Here is a 24909-nt window from a genome sequence, read left to right on the forward strand (position 1 = left end):
TTCTAATATTGTATAAAGATGATATTCTTAATCTCATGGAAGGAAGTGGAGTTTTGGAGATATATGGTGTTTTCAAATCATTAGAGGATAGAGGCCGATATATATTTGATGTCATACAGAAGAATGGACCTATAACTAAAAGTGAATTAATTGACATGACTAAAATAAAATTAACAACACTAAATAGAGATCTTCAAATATTAATTGATGAAAAAATAATTATTGAAAGTGATATTGGAAAATCAACTGGTGGAAGAAAGCCGAGTTTATATGATGTGAATCCTAAGGGATTCTATATTATCGGTATTGATATTTCTCGAACATATACCAGAATAGTAATAGCAAACTTAAAATTAAAGGTAGTAAAAGAGAAACTGTTAAATCAGGCGTATAAAATTGAAACTGTAGGGAATATTATACCGAATACTATAAAAAGTTTATACGCAGAATTACAGGTAGAAAAATCATCAATTATAGGAATTGGAATAGGGATAGTGGGAGGTTTTGAGATTAAACCTTTATATGACGTTTTAAGCAGGGAATTAGAAGTACCAATATGTATAGATAATGGCGCAAATGCAGCTGTTATTGGAGAATATAATTTTGGAATTGGAAGAGGCAAAAAGAATCTCGCATATGTAAATTGTGGTGTTGGAATAAGAACAGGAATAATATCATCAGGCGTATTAATTCGTACGATCAATAACTTAGAAGATGCCTTTGGACATATGATTGTTGAAGCAGATGGAGAATTATGTTCCTGTGGTAATTATGGTTGTATAGAAAGTTATGTATCAATATCAAATATAACAAAAAAGTTTATTAATAAAGTAAAGGATAAGTTGCTTCTAAATGAAAGTAAAGAAGTAAATAAAATAAATTATAAGGATATTTGTAGCCTTGCTGAAAAGAAAAATGAAGATGCAGTTGAAGTTATTAGAAATTCGGCAGTATATTTAGGAATAGGCCTTGCAAATTACATAAAATTATTTAATCCAGAACTGATAATATTAAGTGGACCTTTAATACAACATTCAGAGTTGTTTTATGATATAGCTAAGAAGACCGCTCTAGAAAAGTGTCATATTAAAAATAATAAAATTATATTTAGTAATAATGGATATTATAAAGATAAATCTATAGCAGTGGGAGCATGTGCTATGATAATACAAAAAATAATAGAAGATAAGGAAGATGAGTGATCATATAGATAGCATATCTTCTTTTAAGATATTATAAGAGCGAAATAGAAGGGAGTGTATATAGCCAATGAATATAATAGCATTTATAGCAGTTGGAATACTTGCTGGAATATTAAGCGGAATGTTTGGAGTTGGAGGCGGAATAGTAATTGTACCTGCACTAGTATACTTATGTGGTTTTAGTCAGCTAAAGGCTCAGGGAACATCACTTGCAATTATGTTGCCACCAGTTGGAATCGCAGCATTTATTCAGTATTACAAGCAAGGCCAGGTTGATGTAAAGGCAGGAATTTTAATATGCATTTTTTTAGTTTTTGGATCAATGTTTGGAGCTAAAATAGCTCATATTATTCCTATATCTGTATTGAAAAAATCTTTTGGTGTATTAATGATTTTGATGTCATTAAAAATGATTTTTTCAAAGTAACAGAAATATATAAGAAACAAAGAAATATCAGATGAATATATTATATTTATATTTATCTGTTATTTTTTATTTAAGGATAGCTCGTTTTTATAATATATATTGAGTATAGAAGGCTATAAAGTTAATTGATCTGATAGATATAAGATATATGTGACTAAGTCACATATATCTGTAAAAGATTAATATATAATAAAACTAAGAGGGGGATGATGAATAATTTGAGCAAAGTGTTAGATGATAGTTTAAGGGATTTGGAATCTTTATATGAGGTTTATCCAATACTAAAAAAAATTGATAAAAATAATCATAACATAATAAGTAATCAGGCAGTTTTAAAAAATGTATATTCCAATGAGTATGTGGCAGGTTCAGAAGAAAATTGTCATGGAGTTCTATTTGTAATAGAAGGAATAATAAAAATACAAAAGACTAACGAGGAAGGGGAAGAAACTAACCTTTATAATATAAAACAAGGAGAGTTTTGCCATGAAGCCTTAAGTTGTTTATCAAATTTAGAATCTTTGAATATAACAGGTAAAGCGATAGTAGATTCAAAAGTATGTTTAATTCCCTTTGAGGTAGTTAGAAAATATCTAATTCAAGATAATGAGTTTTTATTATATATGTATAAAGACTTGTATAACAAGTTCAATACAGTAATAGGGAATAAAGAAGAGATTATTCACGAATCATTAGAAACGCGACTTATAAGGTTTCTAATAAATAGAAGAAGTAATATAATTTATGTAACTCATAGTGAATTAGCTTTTGAAATAGATTCTGTTCGTGAAGTTGTAAGCAGAAAGCTTAAAAGTATAGAAAAATTAGGATATATAAGGTTGGAAAGAGGAAAAATAATAATACTTAAAGACTTGAGTGAGATATTGAAAAGTTGATTAAGTATTATCATAATAAAAAATAATAATTAAGATAAAACTTTAGGAGGAATTTAAGATGTTTGATTTTTTGAATAGAAATGAAGGACGAGTTATTAATGTAAATGATGTGGACAATTTAATTGGAAAGATTGAATTGATTGATATAAGAGAAAAGTATGAGTATGAAGGTGGAAGCATACAAAGTTCGAAGAATATACCAATGGGAGAACTTTTAAACGAGCCAGAAAAATATTTAAATAAAAACAAAGAGTATTACATAATGTGCCAATCAGGTGGGAGAAGTGCAAGAGCTTGTAATAGCCTTGGAAGCCAAGGTTTTAAGGTTATTAATGTTTCTGGTGGAATGGGTTCATATGTTGGAACAAGAAGAAGATAAAAATTAGTTTAGTAAAGATTAAAGAATTATGAAGAAAAACATAACAAAATTTTAAGTTATATGAGGAGTAGGCATATGGAAAAAGTATTAGAATTTCATAAAGAAGGATATAACTGTGCAGAATCTATAATAAAGGCGTTTAATGAGGATAACAATTCAGATATTCCGGTTTCAATTGCAAGTCCTTTTGGAGGAGGTATGGCTGTAGGGGGGACCTGTGGAGCAATTACTGGAACACTTATTGCAGTAGGAGCATTAAAAGGAAGAAACTCAAATGAAGAAAAGAATAATTCAAGAATTGTAACAAAAGATATAATAAATAAAGTTAAAGAAAAATACGGAACCATAGAGTGTATTGAACTTAAGAAAAAGGGTATAACTTGCGATGAAATAATACAATATACTTATGAAGTTTTAAAGGAATATACTAAATAGCATGAGTCCAGAGCGTATTTATTTTAAAATTGTATAAAAACATATTTGCAGAAATTATTAACAGATAGCCTAAGTAAGATTAGATTATCTGTTTTTTTGTAGAAGTTAGTAGAGGATATGAATATTTTAATTCAAGGGACTTATTAAATAAATTTGAATATAATATTATGAAGCCTCTAAAAATTAATGGGTAAATAGGAAATAGAAGATAAAAGTTAATGCTGGGTGATTAAATCGCAGGCAATGTAATAATATTTAATTATTATAATAGTATAGATGAATCTTCCAGTAAATAAAGGGAGGAATAAATATGGCAAGGGTAATAAATAGTAGAGAGTTTGTTGAAAATGTTGAAAATACTAAGGGAGTAGTTGTCGTTGACTTTTTTGCAACCTGGTGTGGACCTTGCAAAATGTTATCTCCAGTATTCGAAAGAGTTAGCAATGAAATTGGGGATAAAGCTAGGTTCTTTAAAATGAATGTTGAAGAAAGCAGCAGTATAGCTCGGAAGTATGGAGTAGCAGCAGTGCCAATGATGATTATATTTAAAGATGGACACCCAGTGGAAAATTTAGCTGGATTTATGCCTAAAGAAAATATAACAAATAAAGTAAGAGCACATTTGTAAGATTTAAGCTAAATTTACAAAAATGTAGTCACTAAGCATGACTACATTTTTGTTTTAACTGCACTAAAATATGAACACTTAATTAACATGGTAATTTTACAATAAAAGTAGAACCTTTTCCACATTCACTTTGCACTTCTATTTTACCATCACATAAATCAATAATTTTTTTTACTAATGCTAAGCCTAAACCATTGCCTTCAGAGGAGTGGGATTTATCTCCTTGATAGAACTTGTCAAAGATATGATTTTGTACATCTTTTGACATTCCGATACCAGTATCAGAAATTACAGCAGTAATCCAATTAGAAGACTGTTTTAAAGTACATTTTATAGTTCCATTGTCAGGAGTGAATTTTATTGCGTTACTAAATATATTAGCCCATATCTGCATTATTAATTCTTCGTTTCCATAAAAAGTGATTGGATCTAAATCTACATTTAGGTCAATATTTTTGCTGGTCCATTTTGATTCAAAAAGCAATAAGGTTTGTCTGAGTTGCTCATCTAATTTAAATTTGTTTTTTTGAGCAATGATTCCCTGATTCTCAAGTCTTGATATCTGAAGAATAATAGAGACTAAATTTGATAGTCTTTTTGTATTGCTAAGAATTTTGTTAATGTATTGATTTTTTTCTTCTTCTGTTAAAGTTTTATCCTGTAGCAGCATAGCATAACCATCTATAGAAGCAAGAGGTGTTTTAAATTCATGAGAAACATTAGCAATAAAGTCACTACGGAAAGTTTCTATATTATTTAATTCATTAACCATAATATTGAAATTACGATACATAGTTTTAAGCTCATCTGGATTATGCTTATTTTCATTTAATTTAATATTAAAATTGCCTTTTCCTACCTCCATTAATGCTTCGCTAAATTTTACAAGAGGTGATAATATTCTTTTTCCTACTATAGCTGAAATAGTTGTTCCGACAAATACACTAACCATGTATAAATTAATAATAGGTATTAATATAGAATGAGTTGAAAATGCATTTAGATGGAAGTATATAGCTGTAATAATCGCAACAATTGCACCTGTAGCTAATATAATAAGAAAAGTTATAAGAGAAAAAACCAAACCTAATTTAAAGCTATGATTATTATTCATGTTTCTTCACCACTTTATACCCAAGTCCCCTTACAGTTGAAATTTCAAAATCTATATTATCCTTAAAACGCTCTCTTAAGCGGTTAATATGCACATCTACTGTACGAATATCTGTTTCCGAATTAATTCCCCAAATTTCATCCATAAGCTGTTGCCTTGTAAATATGTGGTTTGGATAACAAATTAGTTTATATAATATGTAGAATTCTTTTTGGGGAAGCACTGTTACTTCTCCATGTTGGTATACGGATAGGGAATCAAATTCAAGCATAGTTTCGCCAATATATTGTTTTCTCTCATTTATAATTTGAGCCCTCCTAAGTAGTGCACCAACTCTTAATACCATTTCATTAACATCTATAGGTTTCACCATATAATCATCTATTCCAAGTGAAAAACCTCGTTGTTTATCTTGAAAGCTTTCCTTTGCTGTGATAATTAATACAGGAAGATTAAATTGAGCATCTCGAATAGATTTAACTAATTCAAAGCCATTCATATTAGGCATCATTATATCGGAAATAATTAAATCAATGTATTCTTTATCTAAAACTTCAAGAGCTTCAATACCATCTTTTGAGCAGGTTGTTTTATATCCATTTTTAAGTAATACAGTAGAAAATAATTCACATAGTTCTTTATCATCTTCTACAATTAGAATGTGAAACATCTGTATTTCCCCCCCATGCAGAATAATTACACTAATTATACTATGTTTTATATGCATTTTAAAGTATTGTAAATTAAGTATGTTGAGCATCAATATTTAAGTAAATTTTTTGGGAAAATTAATATTTAGTTAATATTGAGTTAATATTTTAAATATATACTTTAATTTCAAATGGATATTCTAGATTTACATTTGAAGTTTTATTACAAAATTATTAATAATAAGTTAAAATTCAATCTTAAATGTTTGAGTTTAAAAAATATTATTGTAATACGGCATATTTTATTTGTTTTATACTATGAATTAGAAATGGATTGAAAAATTTTAAGTAAAATAGAAAAGTTTAACTTGAGTTAATAATTCTATGCTATAATCAGTTATTATGATTATTTTGAGTAATATTAAATATAAATGGAAGGTGTGGAGTTATCCAGGTATTTTATAGAGTGAAAATCTAATTCTTAAAATGGAATGTTGTTTTTAGAATTAATGAGTAAGAAGTATTTGTTATTAAGAAAATGGGAGGATAGAAATGAAAAATGTAAAAAAAATAGTTATATATGCTGTAATAATTGCAGTTGTAGTAGGTGGGGTAGTGGTGGCTAGAACCAAGCTATCAGCAAGTTCAAAAGGCAAGACGACTCAAGTTACAGTAAGTAAAACTTCAGTAGAAGTTCAAACTGCTAAGACAACAGAAAAAAATGCAGGAGATACATATAAAGCTACGTTAGAAGCTTATCAGCAAGGAACAGTAACAAGTAAACTTTCAGCAAAAATTGTTTCAGTATCAGTTGACAATGGACAATATGTAAATGCAGGTGATACTATAGCAACTTTAGATGACCAGGATATACAAAATAATATAAAAACCGCGCAAGCTTCAATAGCTGTATATGAAAAACAGGAACAGGCATCAGAACAGTCATTAAATTCAGCACAAGTAGCTCTAGAAAAATTAAAAATTAATGTGGATGATGCTCAGCGTAATTATGACAGACAAAAAACTCTTTTTGATAACAAAGCCATATCACAGACAGATCTTGAAACAGCAGAAAAAACTTTAAATTCTTATAAGGCTGATTATGATTCTGGAAATGCAAGTATTCAGACAGCCCAGGCAAACATTGAAACAGCAAAAGCCAATATACAAGCACAGCAGGTAACGCTAGAAAAGTATCAAAGTGATTTAGCTAATACAGCAATTAAGGCACCAATAAGTGGTGTAATAAGTGGAAAGAATATGAATGTTGGACAAATGGCAGCAACAGGTACAGCCCTTGCAACTGTTAATGACATATCATCTGTATATGCAACAATTCAGGTACCACAAGAAAAAATAAGTAGTGTGAAAATAGGACAAGAAGCTACAGTTACAGTTGATGGAAGTGATCAAACCTATAATGGAACCATACAGACTATGGACGGTGCAGCAGATGCAACTTCAAGAGTTTTCAATGTCAAAGTTAAAATAGATAATAGTGATAAATCTTTATTACCAGGTATTTATGGAAAAGTAACTCTAGTTAGTGAACAAACTACTGATGTAATTACTATACCAGTAAATGCATTGGTTGGAAATGAAGGAGATTATTCAATATTTATAAATGATAATGGAATAGCTAAGAAAACAAAGGTAACTATTGGAGAAACTGATGATAATAGTGTAGAGATAACATCTGGTATAAACGACGGTGATCAAATAATCACTTCAAATACAAGCACACTGCAAGATGGAAATGAAGTAGATGCAGTGGTTAAACAAGATAGTGATACAACAGATGATACATCTGCTAAACAAGATGGCGGTGCCGAAGACACAGCTTCTAAATAGGAGGGATGACAAATGAATATTGCAAATATTAGTATTAAAAGACCTGTATTTATAACAGTTATAATGATTGCCCTCACTATTTTAGGTTATATGTCTTATGAAAAATTACCACTTAATGATATGCCAGACGCTGATTTACCTTATGTTTCAGTTGCAGTTACAGAAGGCGGAGCTACACCAGAAGAAATTGAAAGTAAAATAACAAAAAAAGTAGAGGATGCAGTACAGCAAATTTCCGGTGTTCAGAATATAACTTCGACTGTAAATTCAGGTGTCTCACAAACCGTTATAGAATTTGATTTAAGTAAAGATGGTGAAGTTGCAGCGCAGGAGGTTAGAGATAAAGTTTCAGGTATTCGAGGACAATTACCAACAGATGCTGATGATCCTATTATTTCTAAGTTTGATATGTCAGCACAATCAATAATATCTATAGCTGCTTATGGTTTAGACGATAATCAAGAAATGGGAGATTTTGTAGATAATACATTAAAGACAAAATTATATGCAGTTTCCGGTGTTGGGGCGATAAACGTATCTGGTGAGGATACAAGAGAAATTCATATAAAACTTGATAATAACAAGCTTATGCAATATGGCCTTACATCAAGTAGTGTAGTAAATGCTATTAAAAATGATAATATAGATCAATCTACTGGAAAGGTTACTGATGGAGATAATCAAATATCTATTACGACAACCAGTAAAATACAAAAAATAGAAGATTTTAAGAATATTTTAATATCTAATAAAAATGGTACAGAAATTAGAGTAAAAGATATTGCAACAGTTGAAGATGGAATTGAGGAGAGAAAAAGTCAGGCTTATTATCAAGGAAATCCATCAATTGGTATTGATATAGTTAAGCAGTCTGGTGCCAATACTGTTCAGGTTGCAAAAGATGTTAAAGCAGCATTAGCTCAGATTCAAGCTTCATTACCTAATGGAATGCATGTAGATGTTGTTAGTGATAACTCAACTTCTATACAAGATACAGTAAATGACGTTATGGACACTATTAAAGAGGGATGTATATTAGCAGTTATTATTGTATTTTTATTCTTAAATGAATGGGAAAGTACTCTTATAAGTGCATCATCCCTTCCAATTTCAATCATAACCACCTTTATTTGTATGAAGGAGATGAACTTCTCATTAAACACTATGTCTTTAATGGCGATGTCACTAGCGGTAGGACTTTTAATTGATGATGCTATAGTTGTTATAGAAAATATTGTACGGCATCTGCATATGGGTAAGTCTCCAATACAAGCAGCTAAAGATGCTACCTCGGAAATTGGATTTGCCGTAATAGCAACAACTTCAGCAGTTATAGCAGTTTTCTTCCCTATGGCAATGATAGAAGGAATACTTGGTAAATTCTTTATTGAATTTGCACTTACAATTGTTTTTAGTATGGCAGTTTCATTATTTGTATCCTTTACCCTTGTACCTATGATGTCATCTAAAATGCTACAGTCAGGAAAAAAAGAAAGCAAAACATTTATTGGAAGATTTTTCAGAGCGTTTAATGATAAATTTGATGCTTTGGCGGAGAAATACTCACACCTCTTAGCTGTTCTTCTTCATAAAAGATTGATAGTATTGCTTGCTTGTGGAGCAATGTTTGTTGGAAGCATTTTTCTTGTTTCATCATTAGGCTTTGCAATGATGCCTACAACTGACGAAGGACGGATAAGTGTTAGTGCAAACTTTGATACAGGAATTACTTTAGATAATGCCTCACAAAAAACAAAACAACTTGAGGAGATCATTAAGAAGAATCCTGAAGTACAGTATATTTATTCAACAGTTAATAATAGCAGTGCAACAGTTAATATTACATTGGTAGATAAGAAACAGCGTAAGGATAGTGCGAGAGATATATCAGAGAAGCTTAGAAGCGATATGTCAAATTTACCTGGAATGGAAATTACAGTATCAGCTGCATCCATGGGAGGAGGCGGCGGAAGAGGTTCAAAAGATGTAACTTACGATCTTGTTGGAGATGATAGAACAAAAGTTCAAGCTTTTGCAGAAAAAATGAAAGCAGAGATGGCTAAAGATCCGCAAGCAAGCGATGTTGGTATTAATACTAGCTCAGGTACACCAGAAGTAAAGATGACCGTAGACCATAATAAGGCAGCGGATTTAGGAGTTAATGCTTCAGATGTTGCAAATACATTAAGTACATTATTTAATGGTTCTACTGTAACTAAATATGATGGTGGAACAGATAGATATGATGTTAAAGTAATGCTTCAGGATGGTCAGCGCAAAAATCTTAATGATCTTGATGGAATCTATGTTTCAGGGTCAAACGGTAAGCTGATCCCTATAACCCAAGTGACTAAGAAAGTTGTAGGAACAACATCTTCAACATTGCATAGATATAATAAACAGGCACAGGTTGAACTTTCTTGTAACGTCAAAGGTTCAGCTACAGGTACTTTCCAAAACCAATATTTAGCTAAGATAAAGAGTGAATTGCCGGCAGGAGTTTCATTATCCGTCGGAGGAACAAATGGAACAATGCAGAAAAGTATGACTAGTATGGTACAAAATTCAGTTTTATCAATTCTTTTATTGTACTTAGTTATGGCAGCACAGTTTGAGAGTTTTGTTGATCCAATAGCTATAATGTTTGCTTTACCACTTGCAATGATTGGAGCAATAATAGGATTATTTATTGGAGGAAGTCAATTAAGTATGGTGGCTTTAATAGGTATAGTAATGCTTATGGGACTTGTTGCTAAGAATGGTATTTTGCTTGTTGATGCAGCCAAGGAAAGAATTAAAGAAGGAATGCCGAGAAATGAAGCACTAGTAGAAGCAGGACTTGTAAGATTACGACCAATAATCATGACTACTTTAGCTATGATATTTGGTATGATTCCTACAGTATTAGCTACAGGATCAGGTACTGAAATGCGTAAGCCGATGGCAGAAGCAATAATTGGTGGATTAATTACGTCAACAATATTAACATTGTTTGTAGTACCAATTATGTACACATTACTTGATGGTTTAAAAAGAAGATTTAGAAAAGTATTTCGCAGAAAGTCATCAAAAGCTGAAATAGAGTCAACAGATTTAAATTTGTAAGCTCATAAATGATAATTGATGATGTACAATTATCAATGAATGAAGGAAGAAAAGCCTACGGGCTTTTCTTAAAAATATTATTAAAGATATTCCGAAAGAATATCTTCCTTAATTGAGTATTATAAATTATTAATTGATTTTCCGAAATTGTATATTGTTTATTAATTTTCCAATTACTGATTTATTGAAATTTAATTATTAACAAGGTAGAATATAATTACGTAAATACTAAAGAAATAGTATTTATGTGAATACAAAGTCTAATTAGAAAATACAAAGTAAATTGAAAATATCGACTAGTCAAGTAAATTTATATTAAAAAATTAATAAAGAGGAGATTAAACATGAGAAAAAATATAAATAAAATAATCGCATTTGCAATAGGTGTAAGTGTTATGAGTGGAAGCATTATACCAGTATTTGCAGCAGATTCTACAACAAATCCATCTACTACTACAACTACGGCTTCAAATGCAGCAAGTACAACTACTGCAAAGTCAAATGTTCTTACTTTAGATGATGCTATAAAGGCAGCAATTAGTATCAGCGATACATTAGCACTTGATGAACAAAAAATATCGTATCAAGATAAAATTAATGGCATTAATGAAGACAAAGATGATTTTAATGATGTCAGTGATGATCAGGAAGATTATGATAATGATACTGCTGATGAAACTTTAAATAAGTTAAAGCAGCAAAGAGATTTTGATGAAGATTCTTTAACACAAAAAGTTACTGACCAGTATAATAGTCTTGTTACAAGCCAGATGCAGATAGATATGGCAACAAAAAAATTAGCGGTCGACAATAAAAATCTTCAAGATGCAAACTTAAAGCAAAGCTTAGGAATTAAAACATCAATAGATATAAAAACAACTGAACTTTCAATTCAAAAAGAGCAGAATGATTTAACTACAAACCAAAATAAATTAAAAGATGCTCAATATGCTTTTCAATTATTAACTGGAAAAGATGCTAGCCAATATACGTTAGAAAAAGATATTAACTTTGAACCATTTAAAATTGATGGATCTTTAGATGACTATTTAGACAATATTATTGATTCATATTTAAAGTATAGTGAAGAATTACTTCAGACTAGTAAAGATTATTATGATAAAGATTATGAAAAAGATAATAATATAACTACAGATGACTTAGATCAAGCAAAAAGTGACGCTGAAGAGGCAACTAAGCCTTCAAAGCCATCTGACTCTAATACAGATGTTAATGCATATCAAAAATATGAGGAGAAACTTGCTGCTTATAATGGTGCACAAAGCCAATATACAAATATTTTAGCGGCAAGATTAGCATACTTAAATACTAAATTAAATAATTACTCAAATGAAGTTGCAATAAGTGAAGAGAAGAAAGCTTTCAAGGAACAATTAAGATCATATTATACAAATCTTCAAACTTATGAGGATAGTATTAACTATTGCAAGAAAGAAATTGAAATAAATAATGAGCAGCTTAGCAACTATAAGCTTAAGTATGACTTAGGAATGATTACTGAATCAGATTACAATGCACAAGTTGTAAGCACTGAGCAGGCAGAAATTGATTTAAGAAACGCAATAATTGCTTATAATCAAAATGAAGAGTATCTTCAAAAGCCTTGGATAGTATTATCAAGCTCTAAATAGTAGCTAAGGCAGATATTATTAGTATATATATTAGGAGGAAGAGAATGCATAAGAGTATTAGAAATATTATTGCGCTGACTCTTGTAATTGGAACAGTTTCATGTATAGGGACAAGCAATGATTTTATGTTTGGAAGTATTAAGGCATATGCATCGACATATAGAAGTGCCACTGATGGAGAATTGAGTTCATTAATTATAACAAGAAGTACTGGAAGTGAGATTAAATTACTTGATAGCTACTATGGTGATGAGATAACATTATCATCAGAAAAAGATTATTATCTAGAACTCACAGGGGCTGATGGTTTTCAAATATCAGCAGATGTTAAAGGCAGCGGATATGTAGTTAAACAATTTACGTCAGATGATAAAACAGAAAAGGGAGAAGATGTTGGAGGATATATAAATATAGATTCAAATACGGAAGATGTGTACTTAAGAACCTATAAAAGCGAAGATGATTATAAAGATGCTTATGATGATGGAGATGTAACTAATTGTGAGCATACTTATATAATTCATGTAAAGAAGGCTGGTGTAATTCCTTCAGATGAAGAGCTGGATAAAGAGTATGCAAACTTAAAGGATATTTACTTAAGTGATGGGACTATAGATTTTTCTGAAGATCAATATTCTTATAATGTAAATGTTGATGATAAAGTTGAAGAAATTTTAGTTAGAGCAACTCCTAAAAATGATGATGATGTAGTTGAAATCAATGGTGAATCTGTGGAGGAAAATGACAATTTTGAAAAAACAATCAGCTTAAATGAAGGTAATAATACAATAACAATAGATGTTGAAGGCGATGAGGATAATGAAACCTATACACTTAATGTATATAGAGGAAAATCATCAAATGTAACTCAAACCAATACAAATGCAACAGTAAACGGAGGCAGTGTAGGTAAATACAATTCGTGGCAGCAAGTTAATGGTAAATGGCAGTATCTAGATGGAACTGGAGATGCATTAAAAAGTCAATGGTGGTTTGATGCAAATACTGGAAAGAAGTATTATTTAGATAAGGATGGATATGCAGTAACTGGATGGCTTTATGTTGATAATAATTGGTACTATTTTGCTTCAGACGGAGAGATGAAAACTGGCTGGTTATACTTAGATGGAAGCTGGTATTACTTAAACAAAAGTGGTGTTATGAGGACTGGATGGTTCCAAGATACTAATGGTACATGGTATTATTTAGATTCAACAGGAAAACTTACTCAATCTTAAAATGTTAGTGAAGAGTATCTAAATTGGATATCCAATTTAGATACTCTTTTTCAAAGTGAGCAAAATAATTAATCAGGAAATCATTTTAATGCTAAATTATTATTTTGTGATATAATTTATAAAATATAAATTAATAGAGAGGATGATGTAAGTGAAGATTACATATATTGAACATAGTTGTTTTTCAGTGGAGCTGGATAATGTGATTTTGATATTTGATTATTTTAAAGGACAGATTCCGGTTTTTGATGAGAAAAAAACAATTTATGTATTTTCAAGTCATAATCATCAAGATCATTTTAACATGTCAATTTTTCAGTTACTAAAAATATATCCTAATGTTAAGTATATATTATCAAGAGATATTAAGCGTAAATTTGGACGTACATTTTTTAATACTAATGGTGTTGATATTAACACATATGAAAAAATTGAGTTTATTGGCAGTAATGAAATTCTTGAAATGTCAGATTTAAAAATAGAAACTTTAAAGTCAACAGATGAAGGCGTTGCATTTATTGTTACCGCAGATGGAAAAAGTATTTATCATGCTGGAGATCTTCACTTATGGTATTGGAATCATAAGGATGAAGAGAGTCATAAAGATAATATAGGGCAGTATGAAAAAGAGATAGCAAAAATAAAGAATAGACATTTTGATGCTGCCTTTGTGGTTTTAGATCCTAGACTAGAGGATAAATTCCATTTGGGGCTTGATTATTTTATGAAGAACACTGATACAGATGAAGTATATCCAATGCATTTTTGGGGCGATAAATCCGTAATTGAACGATTAAAGAATATGGAGTGTTCAGAAGCATATCGTCATAAAATAGTTTCTTTCCCTAGATGAACAACCTTGAATCTAGACTTATGTAATTTCTGATGTAGGTATATACAAAAAATCAATAAGTATATAAAATTATACTACATATAAAACAAGCTTATAATTAATATGTATCAGATTTCTCTGTATGAGATACGTTTAAGTTTAGTAAATATTAAATAAATTTACTGGCATAAGTTAAATTAATATTGGTTTTACATATAAATATAAAATAATAATTAGATTTATACATTGAAGTATATACCACATCAGAAATAACAGAGTACCTGTCCTTTCGGTTAGTTATGACATAAGTTTAAATTTAAAGTTAGATATCTATAGTTTATTTTCCAGATATATGAGTTCTTATTAATTCCGCAGGAGATAATATTTTGTCTATAGTTTCAACAGGTAAAATACCTTCTTCCAAAAGAATTTCTCTTATGGTTTTTCCAGTATTTAAAGCCTTTTTGGATATTAAGCTAGATTTATCATAGCCTAAATAAGGAACTAAAGCAGTCGCAGAAACCAAAGAATTCTCAAGATTTTCTAAACATCTATCCTCATCTATTTTAAGTTCATCTATACATTTTTCTTTAAAAATTATTACACTTCTATCAAGAAGTTCAAGAGATTCTAGTAAACATTCAGCTATAAGCGGAGTAAAGGCATTTAGTTCTAATTGCCCCATAGAGCTCGCCATAGTTATAGCACTATCATTAGAAATTACTCTCATGCTGACTTGTGCTACCATTTCGGGAATAACTGGATTTACTTTCCCAGGCATAATTGTTGAACCAGCCTGCATTTTTGGTAGAATAATTTCTCCTATTCCACCACGAGGCCCAGAGCCCAGCAATCTTAAGTCGTTTGAAATTTTAAGGAGATTTACACTACAGGATTTTAGAAGCCCAGAAGTTTCTACAAATATATCGCAGTTCTGTGTAATGTCCATTGGATAATCAGATCTTGCAATACCAAGGCCAGTAAGGTCTTGAATAATATCTGTAAGCAAAAATACATATTTATTTGTAGCATTGAGGCCCGTTCCTATTGCAGTACCTCCAAGGTTAATTTGTCTTAATCTTTCTTCTACTTTATATATTCTCCATCTGTCTCTCTCTATTGCTTTAGAATATGCTCCAAAACTTTGACCTGCTGTCATTGGCAGTGCATCCATTAATTGAGTTCTCCCAAGTTTTATTATATCTGAAAATTCATTTTCCTTTATTTGAAGAGCTTCCTGCAAATTTGATAAAGAATTGCTTAACTTTCTTATTAATCTAATTGCGGCAATTCTGAGAGCGGAAGGATAAACATCATTAGTTGATTGGGACATATTAACGTGGTTTAAAGGATGTACTAAATTATAATCTCCTTTAGTTCCATCTAATAGCTCTATAGCTCTGTTAGCAATAACTTCATTCACATTCATATTGGTAGAAGTACCAGCTCCACCTTGAAAGGCACTGATTTTAAACTCATCATCAAATTTTCCTTCTATGATTTCTTCGCTGGCATTTATTATTGCATCAGCTTTTTCAGGAGAAAGTAGTTTTAATTTTTTATGTGTCATGGCAGCAGCTTTTTTTATAAGAGCTATTTCTTTTATTAACTTTAAATTTACAGTTTTACTATTTAAATCGAAGTTTTCTAAAGCTCTTGCTGTATTTATTCCGCTGTAGGCAGAATCTTCTATTTCTTTTTCACCTAATAAGTCTTGTTCTATTCTATAATTCAAAATTAACACCCCTTTAATCAGTTTACATTTCACAATTTAAAGTTAAGGAAAAAAAGTCCTCGACTTTCCTTAAAATTGTTAAGTGTAAATTATGCATTGCAATATATAAGTTCTAATTTAAATAACACATTTTACTAAAATATTAGTTTTAAAAATTTTTAAAAAATTTCGTCATTCATTGACGAAATTTCTAATACTTCTGGATTGATAGCAGATCATCTATACTTCTATTCATATATTTATAAGAATCGTAAACCCCTTGATTGTAAAATTCCAATGATAATTTATCTATAAAAAAATCTAATATATTACCTGATGCTAAATCACCTAATTCTTCTCCGCTTTCATTGTAAAAATATTCTTTTATTGAAGAAATCATATCGGCTCGTTGTTCCTTAGTTAAAGTAATTTTATCCTTGTTTTTCATTCAAAACCTCCATATTAAATTTTAATAAAATTCATTTGTATTTATTATAACTCATATACTAGAATTATGTAGAGCCTAATTTAATTAGGTATATGAAAGAAAATAACGAGTCCAAAATGTCATGATTATTTTTCATCAGACGAAGAAAATGAAAAATTAGATGAAGAATTACCTTTGCAATATGTATTAATATTTTATATTATAATAGAAGAAACCAAATAAAAATATTAAAGTGATACCCATATTTTTTGGGTACAATGTACTTGTAAAATGCCATGACATGGGGCTTATAATACCTTGTAAATTCGATATTTAGAGGAGTAATAATATGAGTTTAAATACAACACCTTCTGGAGAAAGAGTACATATTGCTTTGTTTGGAATGACAAATGCAGGTAAATCAAGTATCATAAATGCACTTACAAATCAGGAAATTTCTATTGTTTCTGATGTAAGGGGGACAACTACTGATCCAGTTTATAAAGCTATAGAAATTCTTCCTATAGGACCTTGCATGATAATTGATACAGCAGGTCTTGATGATGAAAGTGAATTAGGAGAATCAAGAAAAAAGAAAACTCTTGAAGTTTTAGCTAAGACAGATGTAGCTCTAGTAGTGGTAGATAGTACTAGAGGAATAATAGATAAGGACGAAGCTATAATAAGCCAGCTAAAAGAAAAGAAAATACCAGTAATATGTATTTTTAATAAGGCAGACCAAAAGAGCAGAACAAAAGAAGAAATAGATGAGATACAGAAAGAAATCGGCATACCTATTATTTCTACATCTGCATTAAGTAAAGACGGAATAGATGAACTTAAGCAAAAAATCATAGATATAATACCAGATGATGAGGATAAGTTTAAGCTAGTTGGAGATCTTATAAGTCCTGGAGATATAGTAGTTCTTGTTACACCTATTGATAAGGCAGCACCTAAAGGAAGACTTATTCTTCCACAACAGCAAACTATAAGGGATGTAATAGAAAGTGATGCAATAGCTGTTGTAACTAAAGAACATGAATTAAGAGAAACACTTGAAAATTTAAAGAAAAAGCCTAAGCTTGTTATAACTGATTCACAAGTATTTTTAAAGGCATCAGCAGATACACCTAAGGATATAAAGCTTACATCATTTTCAATATTGCAGGCAAGATATAAAGGTAACCTCATTGAGCTTGTAAAAGGTGCAAAAGCAATAGAATCCTTAGAAGATGGGGATAGTGTATTAATTTCAGAAGGCTGCACTCATCATAAACAATGTGATGATATTGGAACAGTAAAAATTCCAAGATGGGTACGTCAAATGACTGGTAAGCAAATAAATTTTGAATACTCTTCAGGATCTTCTTTTACTGACGATATAAAAAAATATAAGTTAATCATTCATTGTGGTGGATGTATGTTAAATAGAGCAGCAATGCTTTCAAGGATTGATAACGCAGTTAAACATGAAATACCTATTGTAAATTATGGGGTACTTATTGGATATGTACAAGGAATTTTAGAAAGAGCACTTGAACCATTCCCATTAGCAAAAGAAATATATGACGGTGATTTTATTTAAAATTAATCATGCTATTTGTTATAAAAGATGATATAATTAGTAAGTTCGATTGTAAAATAGATTTTTAAATATTTTCATAAATTTAAAGGTGAAATTTTCGTTGAGAATGTGCCTTATTTGACTGTTTGATTTTTGCTCATAGATGCGATGCACAACACGTATTTGTGAGCATTTTAAGTGCTTAGATTAATAAGCGGATTATAAAAATATAGATTTGTAGGGACTATTTTGAAGATATATTTAAAGATGTATTATTTTAAAGAATAAAAGATATTTTTTTACAAAAGATAAATTCGTTGAGATTTAAAAAATAGTATAGGTGTTATATAAGACAAATATAATAAGTATACTAAAAATTTTTTAAAGAAGGATAATGAGTGGTATGAAAAAAGTAAATGAAGCTTTTAGTGATTACGAATCTGGTGGGAAGATAAATACTGCCGTTATAGAAAATGTAGTTTTGAGAAAGAAAACTAAAATTTTAGAGATGGAAATCAGTTCAGATGATTATATTGATATAGAAGAAATTGAGAGCTTTAATAATTTTATAAAAGAAAAGTTTGAATTAAATGATTCTAGAATTACTATAAAATATAGTGATGGAGTCAGCATAAGGCCAATAGAAGAAGAACTCAAAAATATTGTGTTTTCTATGTCTAAAAAATATCCTGCTTTAAAGGCAGCAGCAAATAATAGTGAATATGAAATAGCAGGAAATACAATAAACTTTAATTTCAAAATTCCAGTATCAGGATTCTTAAAAGCAATGGAGTATGATAAAAAAATTAATAAGACTATAAAAAGTTTGTATGGCATGCAATATAATATAAACTTTATTGATAAAGTAAGCAGTGAAGAGATAGCAAAAATGCAAGAAGACAAACGTGCAAATGAAATTAAGGTGCTAAAAGAAATTAAAACTACTCAAGGTACAAATGCTCCAGCTGCTGAAGCAGCTCCTAAAGTGCCTGAAAATAAGACAGAAATAAAGGTTGAGGGAGATAGTAAGAAGAATCCATTCTTGATTATGGGGAGAAATGCTAATATTAAGGAGCCTATAATAAAAATTAATGATATTACGCCAAATGAGGGAAGGATAGCCCTAGAGGGTGAAATATCTAACATTGAGGCAAAGGAATTAAGAAGCGGAAAGATGTTAATTTCATTTGATTTATATGATGGGTCAAACTCAATGACTTGTAAGATATTCTGTAAACCAGGTGAATATGATGAAGTATTTTCTAGAATAAAAAAGGCAAAGGGGCTTAGACTTGCAGGAAATGCAGGGTATAGTAATTTCTCTCATGAAGTTGAACTTATTGCTAATACTGTAATTGAAACAGATGGAATTAAGAAGGCTAAAAGAATGGATAATGCAGAGGTGAAGAGGGTGGAACTTCACATGCATACGCAGATGAGCCAGATGGATGCTATGACTAGTGCTACTGATTTAATTAAGAGAGCCATGAGCTGGGGAATGAAATCTATTGCTATAACTGATCATGGAGTTGTGCAGTCCTTTCCAGAAGCACATAAGCTCCTTGGAAGAGATAATCCAGATATGAAGATAATATATGGAGTAGAAGCTTATCTAGCTCCTGATAAAAAACCATCTGTGACAAATATAAAAGGACAGAGTATAGATACAACCTATTGTGTTCTGGACTTAGAAACTACAGGTTTTTCGCCAAAGACAGAGAAAATTACTGAAATAGGAATAATGAAAATTAAGGATGGAAAAGTAATAGATAAATTCAGCACTTTTGTAAATCCTGAAAAATCAATTCCAATGAGAGTTGTAGAAATTACTAACATAACTGATGAAATGGTAAGAGATGCAGAAACTATAGGTGAGGTATTTCCTAAAATGCTTGAATTTATTGAAGGATGTGTCTTAGTTGCCCATAATGCTGAATTTGATATTAACTTTTTAAAACATAATGCTAGAGTATTAGGTCACGATTTTGATTTTACCTATTTAGATACCTTGTCTTTAGCCCAAGATATTTTTCCAGAGTTTAAATCTTATAAACTAGGTAGAATTGCAAAAAATCTTGGTATAAAGGTGGAAGTTGCTCATAGAGCCTTAGATGATGTTGATACCACTGTCAAGGTATTTAACATAATGCTTGAAAAGCTAAAGGAAAGAGGAGCAGAAACACTTGAAGATATAGAAGAATATGCTTCTGATGAAGAATCTAAGAAGGCAGCTTATAAAAAGGTTAAAACTTACCATGCAATAATATTAGCAAAGGATTATGTTGGTTTAAAGAATTTATATAAACTGGTATCATATTCTCATTTAGATTATTTCTATAAAAAGCCACGTATATTAAAGAGCATGTTTAAAAAGTATTCTGAAGGTTTAATAATTGGAAGTGCCTGCAGTGAAGGTGAGTTATATCAGTCAATATTATTAGGAAAATCTGAAGAGGAAATAGAGAATATTGCAAAGTTCTATGATTATTTAGAAATTCAGCCCCTAGGGAATAATGATTATTTAGTAAGACAGGAGCAGGTACCAAACAAAGAATATCTAAAAGAGATTAATAAAAAGATTATAAGACTTGCAGAAAAATTAAATAAACCTGTAGTAGGAACAGGAGACGTTCATTTTATGGATCCTGAAGATGAAATATATAGACGTATACTAGAAGCAGGTCAAGGCTTTAAGGATGCTGATGATCAAGCTCCATTATATTTACGAACTACTGAGGAGATGCTTAAAGAATTTGATTACTTGGGAGCAGAAAAGGCATATGAAGTTGTAGTCACAAACACTAATAAGGTAGCAGATATGTGTGAGCAGATAAGTCCGATATCTCCAGAAAAATGTCCGCCGCACATAGAAGGGTGTGAACAGACTATTAAAGATATAGCCTATGAAAAGGCTCATGAATTATATGGAGATCCTCTTCCAGAGATAGTTCAAGCAAGGCTAGATAAAGAACTTGATTCTATTATAAAAAATGGATTTTCCGTAATGTATATAATAGCTCAGAAACTGGTGTGGAAATCAAATGAAGATGGATACTTAGTTGGTTCCAGAGGGTCAGTTGGTTCATCTTTTGTAGCTAATATGACAGGTATAACAGAGGTAAATGCACTTCCGCCACATTATAGATGCCCTAAGTGTAAGCATTCTGATTTTAATGATTATGGTGTTTTAAATGGTTTTGACTTACCTGATAAAGTATGCCCTGTATGTGGAGAAAATCTACATAAGGATGGTATAGATATACCATTTGAAACTTTCTTAGGCTTTAATGGAGATAAAGAGCCAGATATAGATTTAAACTTCTCAGGAGAATATCAGGCAAAAGCTCACAGATACACAGAAGTTATTTTCGGTAAAGGCACAACCTTTAAGGCTGGTACAATAGGTACTATAGCAGAAAAAACGGCTTTTGGTTATGTGAAAAAATATTATGAGGAAAAGAACCTTCCTATAAATAAAGCTGAAACAATGAGAATTTCAGTAGGCTGTACTGGTATAAAGAGAACTACAGGTCAGCATCCAGGAGGAATTATAGTTGTACCAAAGGGACGTGAAATATTTGAATTTTGCCCTGTGCAGCATCCAGCTGATGATCCTAATTCAGATATTATAACAACGCATTTTGATTATCACTCCATTGACCAGAATCTTTTAAAGCTTGATATATTGGGGCATGATGATCCGACAGTTATAAGGATGCTTCAAGATATAACTGGAGTTAATCCACATGAAATACCTATGGATGATAAGGAAACTATGTCGTTATTCTTCTCTACAGAGGCTCTTTCAGTGACTCCACAGCAGATAAATTCAGAGGTAGGAACCTTTGGAATTCCTGAGTTTGGTACTAAGTTTGTTAGAGGAATGCTTGTAGATACAAAACCAAGAACTTTTGCAGACTTACTATGTATATCAGGACTTTCACATGGTACTGATGTTTGGCTTGGAAATGCTAAGGATTTAATTGATAGTGGCGTGATTACCAGCATAAGTGATGCGGTGTGTACAAGAGATGATATTATGGTTTATCTTATTAAAAAAGGATTACCGCCAAACACGGCCTTTAAGATAATGGAGACAGTACGTAAAGGAAAAGCATTAAAGGAACCTAAATGGGGCGAATATGAAGCGCTAATGAGGGAAAATGAGGTGCCTGAATGGTATATAGATTCTTGTAAGAAGATAAAATACATGTTCCCTAAAGCCCATGCAGCAGCTTATGTAATGATGGCCTTTAGAATAGCCTGGTTTAAGGTGCATATACCACAGGCGTATTATGCAACATACTTTAGTATTAGAGCAAAAGCTTTCGATGCAGAGTTCATGATATTTGGAAAAGAAAAGGTTAAGGCAAAAATGCAGGAAATTCAGGCTCTTGGTAATGATGCAGCTCCTAAGGATAAGGATATGTATGATGACTTAGAGATAGTTCTAGAAATGTATGAAAGAGGCTTTAAATTCCTTCCAATTGATTTATATAAGTCTCATGCTACAAAATTTCAAGTTGAGGAAGATGGTATAAGACCTCCAATTAACAGTATAGCTGGTATGGGAAATGTGGCAGCTGAAGGTATAGCAAATGCTGCTATAGAAAAGGAATTTAACTCTATAGAAGATGTAAGAAAGCGTTCTAAGATTGGAAATGCCGCAATAGAACTTCTTAAGAAGTTTGACTGCTTAAAAGGTCTGCCAGAAAGTGACCAAATGTGTTTTTTTGATGCGGTATAATTGCTAATAGGAAATTGTGATTTCTGCTTCGTCAAGATTTTTAAAATTATATAGGGCATAATATAAAACAAAGCTTATATCGCTATTGGTTAATTAGAGATATAAGCTTTGCTATTTAATAATTCTTATATAGAGGGATACGCTTCGTATAAATTTAACAAATAGTGCAAGACTAAAGTCATTAATCAAGAATTTAGTATTGCAATCAAGAAGTTACCTTTTCATTTTACAAATAGTTTTACTCAAAGTACTTGACTTTGAGTAAACTCTAAGTGTTAGACTGAATCTTAAGGAAGTAAAGTACAACAATTAAAGAAGAAGTTAAGCATTTAAAATTGCATTCTTATTTATTTTCATGTGCCTTATAAAACTTCTTATGAGTAAAAATTTACAGAATTAGCATAAGTAAATAAGTGAATGAAGAATAATTATTTTTAGAGTATAGAAAATAATATAAAAGAAATATCGAAGATATTTGTCTGCATTCATGAAATTATTTAAAAAATGCAAAAATCAAGGAGGAACACAAAGATGGAAAAGAAGAAATTGGGATTTGGCTTCATGCGTTTACCATTAAAAGATCAAGAAAATCAAGAAAGCATTGATTTTGAAACACTAAATAAAATGGTAGATACCTTTTTAGAAAGAGGCTTTACTTATTTTGATACAGCTTATATGTATCATGCATTTAAAAGTGAGATAGCTTTAAGAGAAGCTTTAGTAAAACGTCATAAAAGAGACAGCTTCACCGTAGCATCAAAGCTTCCAACTATGTTTTTGAAAAAAGAAGGAGATCAAGAAAGAATTTTTGACGAGCAGTTAGAAAAGTGCGGAGTTGATTATTTTGATTATTATCTTCTTCATAACTTAGGTTTGGCAAATTATAAAACAGCTCAAAAATTTGATAGTTTTGCATTTGTTCAAAAGAAGAAAGAAGAAGGAAAAGTGAAAAATATGGGCTTCTCCTTTCATGATAACGCAAATTTACTAGATGAAATATTAACTGCACATCCAGAAGTAGATTTTGTTCAATTACAAATCAACTATATCGATTGGGATAATGAAAGTATACAATCTAGAAAATGTTATGAAGTCGCAAGAAAGCATAATAAACAAGTTGTTGTTATGGAACCAATTAAAGGAGGAACTCTTGCAAAGGTGCCAGAGGAAGCAGAAAAGTTATTCAAGGAATATCATAAAGACATGTCTGTACCATCATGGGCAATAAGATTTGTAGCAAGTCATGAAGGAATAATGATGGTACTAAGTGGAATGTCAAATATGGAGCAACTTCTTGATAATACGGATTACATGAAAGACTTCGTGCCTTTAAATGATGAAGAAAAAGAGATTATAAAAAAGGCTACAGATATTATTAATAGTAGCATTGCAGTTCCATGTACTGCATGTCAGTATTGTGTAGATGGATGTCCAAAGAATATTCCAATACCAAAATACTTCTCTCTATATAATAATAAAAAACAATTTGGTCCTGGAATTTCGCAAGTTTACTATAATAATTTAACTCTAGAGCATGGAAAAGCTTCTGATTGTATAGGATGTAAGCAATGTGAAAGACATTGCCCACAACATATTGAGATTACAAAATCTTTAAAGGATGTAGCTGAGGGATTTGAAGCATAATATTTTATGCATTTTACAGATGTATAAGTATTAAAAATTAATAAAATAATGGGATTATGTTTCTGATAAAACTAAAAAGAGAAAAACTTAAACATAATCCCATTTGACAATGATTATTGTAAGTTTTCTTTGGGCAATTTAATATGCAATAGTAATAAAAAATGCTAATAAAATTTAAGTTTAACTAACTCAAGACTAAAGTAATTAAGCAAGACTTTACTATTGCAATCAAGAAGTTACATTTTCATTTTACACCGCAAGATTTAAAAAATACTTGACTTTGAGTTGACTTTAAGTGATAGAATGAATTTGAAAATATAACATAATAAAAATAATAAATGAGATTTAGTGAAAGAGCTGGAATAACCAAAATGATTTTACCACTCATTAACAATGTCTTG

The 24909-nt window shown here is 30.6% G+C and carries 18 protein-coding genes; 14 read left to right on the plus strand and 4 right to left on the minus strand.

The genetic code is table 11. The annotated features are described in order from the left end of the window. The first annotated feature begins 8 nt into the window (after window positions 1–8). The 6 genes from CDLVIII_RS09715 (at window position 9) to trxA (ending at window position 3967) form a co-directional block, all read left to right on the plus strand. Window positions 9–1202 (plus strand): ROK family protein, encoded by a 1194-nt coding sequence (locus tag CDLVIII_RS09715; RefSeq protein ID WP_242835869.1) that lies wholly within the window; start codon window positions 9–11, stop codon window positions 1200–1202. A gap of 67 nt (window positions 1203–1269) precedes the next feature. After that, window positions 1270–1629, plus strand: a complete 360-nt coding sequence (locus CDLVIII_RS09720; RefSeq protein ID WP_009169278.1) for a sulfite exporter TauE/SafE family protein — start codon at window positions 1270–1272, stop codon at window positions 1627–1629. Window positions 1630–1838: 209 nt separating this feature from the next. Further along, entirely contained in the window at window positions 1839–2525 is a 687-nt protein-coding gene (locus CDLVIII_RS09725; protein ID WP_009169279.1) for a Crp/Fnr family transcriptional regulator, read from the plus strand. Between the two features lie 58 nt (window positions 2526–2583). Beyond that, window positions 2584–2904, plus strand: coding sequence for a rhodanese-like domain-containing protein (locus CDLVIII_RS09730; RefSeq protein ID WP_009169280.1), 321 nt, complete (start codon window positions 2584–2586; stop codon window positions 2902–2904). A gap of 75 nt (window positions 2905–2979) precedes the next feature. Continuing rightward, the gene (locus tag CDLVIII_RS09735) at window positions 2980–3339 is read left to right on the plus strand and encodes a C-GCAxxG-C-C family (seleno)protein (RefSeq protein WP_009169281.1); all 360 of its coding nucleotides are present in this window, start codon (window positions 2980–2982) and stop codon (window positions 3337–3339) included. 310 nt (window positions 3340–3649) lie between these two features. Next, the gene (gene trxA / locus CDLVIII_RS09740) at window positions 3650–3967 is read left to right on the plus strand and encodes a thioredoxin (RefSeq protein ID WP_009169282.1); all 318 of its coding nucleotides are present in this window, start codon (window positions 3650–3652) and stop codon (window positions 3965–3967) included. An 82-nt stretch (window positions 3968–4049) separates the two neighbouring features. Here trxA and CDLVIII_RS09745 read toward each other — a convergent pair whose 3' ends face one another. Then, on the minus strand, window positions 4050–5081 hold the full coding sequence (locus tag CDLVIII_RS09745) for a HAMP domain-containing sensor histidine kinase (protein WP_009169283.1): 1032 nt from the start codon (window positions 5079–5081) through the stop codon (window positions 4050–4052). Then, window positions 5074–5751 (minus strand): response regulator transcription factor, encoded by a 678-nt coding sequence (locus tag CDLVIII_RS09750; RefSeq protein WP_009169284.1) that lies wholly within the window; start codon window positions 5749–5751, stop codon window positions 5074–5076. The genes CDLVIII_RS09745 and CDLVIII_RS09750 overlap by 8 nt, the downstream gene beginning before the upstream one ends. A 532-nt stretch (window positions 5752–6283) precedes the next feature. On the opposite strand from CDLVIII_RS09750, the gene CDLVIII_RS09755 reads away from it, so the two are divergent. From CDLVIII_RS09755 to CDLVIII_RS09775, 5 genes are all read left to right on the plus strand, one after another. After that, the gene (locus tag CDLVIII_RS09755) at window positions 6284–7582 is read left to right on the plus strand and encodes an efflux RND transporter periplasmic adaptor subunit (protein ID WP_009169285.1); all 1299 of its coding nucleotides are present in this window, start codon (window positions 6284–6286) and stop codon (window positions 7580–7582) included. A 12-nt stretch (window positions 7583–7594) separates the two neighbouring features. Continuing rightward, a complete protein-coding gene (locus tag CDLVIII_RS09760) occupies window positions 7595–10687 on the plus strand; it encodes an efflux RND transporter permease subunit (protein ID WP_009169286.1) in 3093 nt (1030 codons plus the stop codon). 344 nt (window positions 10688–11031) lie between these two features. Continuing rightward, on the plus strand, window positions 11032–12339 hold the full coding sequence (locus CDLVIII_RS09765) for a TolC family protein (RefSeq protein WP_009169287.1): 1308 nt from the start codon (window positions 11032–11034) through the stop codon (window positions 12337–12339). A gap of 44 nt (window positions 12340–12383) precedes the next feature. After that, entirely contained in the window at window positions 12384–13577 is a 1194-nt protein-coding gene (locus tag CDLVIII_RS09770; RefSeq protein ID WP_009169288.1) for a cadherin-like beta sandwich domain-containing protein, read from the plus strand. 151 nt (window positions 13578–13728) lie between these two features. Further along, entirely contained in the window at window positions 13729–14430 is a 702-nt protein-coding gene (locus CDLVIII_RS09775; protein ID WP_009169289.1) for an MBL fold metallo-hydrolase, read from the plus strand. A 316-nt stretch (window positions 14431–14746) separates the two neighbouring features. Here CDLVIII_RS09775 and CDLVIII_RS09780 read toward each other — a convergent pair whose 3' ends face one another. Then, on the minus strand, window positions 14747–16144 hold the full coding sequence (locus tag CDLVIII_RS09780) for an aspartate ammonia-lyase (protein ID WP_009169290.1): 1398 nt from the start codon (window positions 16142–16144) through the stop codon (window positions 14747–14749). 190 nt (window positions 16145–16334) lie between these two features. Continuing rightward, the gene (locus CDLVIII_RS09785) at window positions 16335–16571 is read right to left on the minus strand and encodes a DUF2164 domain-containing protein (RefSeq protein ID WP_009169291.1); all 237 of its coding nucleotides are present in this window, start codon (window positions 16569–16571) and stop codon (window positions 16335–16337) included. A 328-nt stretch (window positions 16572–16899) separates the two neighbouring features. On the opposite strand from CDLVIII_RS09785, the gene hydF reads away from it, so the two are divergent. The 3 genes from hydF to CDLVIII_RS09800 all read left to right on the plus strand — a co-directional run bounded on the left by hydF (window position 16900) and on the right by CDLVIII_RS09800 (window position 24508). Next, the gene (gene hydF / locus CDLVIII_RS09790) at window positions 16900–18138 is read left to right on the plus strand and encodes a [FeFe] hydrogenase H-cluster maturation GTPase HydF (RefSeq protein WP_009169292.1); all 1239 of its coding nucleotides are present in this window, start codon (window positions 16900–16902) and stop codon (window positions 18136–18138) included. Between the two features lie 382 nt (window positions 18139–18520). After that, window positions 18521–22864: a DNA polymerase III subunit alpha gene (gene polC, locus CDLVIII_RS09795; RefSeq protein WP_009169293.1), complete on the plus strand. Its 4344-nt coding sequence runs from the start codon at window positions 18521–18523 to the stop codon at window positions 22862–22864. Window positions 22865–23395: 531 nt separating this feature from the next. Next, a complete protein-coding gene (locus CDLVIII_RS09800) occupies window positions 23396–24508 on the plus strand; it encodes an aldo/keto reductase (protein ID WP_009169294.1) in 1113 nt (370 codons plus the stop codon). Window positions 24509–24909: the final 401 nt, after the last annotated feature.

It is taken from the genome of Clostridium sp. DL-VIII (assembly GCF_000230835.1).
Classification (GTDB): Bacteria; Bacillota; Clostridia; order Clostridiales; family Clostridiaceae; genus Clostridium.